Source organism: Enterobacter cloacae complex sp.6700776 (assembly GCF_048284255.1).
Classification (GTDB): domain Bacteria; phylum Pseudomonadota; class Gammaproteobacteria; order Enterobacterales; family Enterobacteriaceae; genus Enterobacter; species Enterobacter intestinihominis.
In genome coordinates, this window is the sequence record NZ_JBLVYK010000113.1 from 1 (window position 1) to 331 (window position 331).

Here is a 331-nt window from a genome sequence, read left to right on the forward strand (position 1 = left end):
TCGTTGGCCTGTGCGTCGGCACCCGCCCGGACTGCGTTCCGCAGGCGGTCCTTGACCTGCTGAGTGAATACCATCAGCAAGGGTATGAGGTATGGCTGGAGCTGGGGCTGCAAACTGCTCATGACAAGACCCTGCATCGCATTAACCGTGGACACGATTTCGCCTGTTATCAGCGTACCGCGCGCCTGGCGCGAGAGCGGGGGCTGAAAGTCTGTGCGCATCTGATCGTCGGTCTGCCCGGAGAGAGCCAGGGGCATTGTCTGCAGACGCTGGAGCAGGTAGTGGACTGTCTCTCCTCCACATCTCACAGCCCACGAGAACGTATATTTTC

The 331-nt window shown here is 59.8% G+C and carries 1 protein-coding gene; it reads left to right on the plus strand.

Annotated elements, in window-relative coordinates; all coding sequences use genetic code 11:
- On the plus strand, nucleotides 1–331 hold a 331-nt coding region (locus ACNQ0T_RS23460), incomplete at both ends, for a radical SAM protein (protein WP_417930409.1).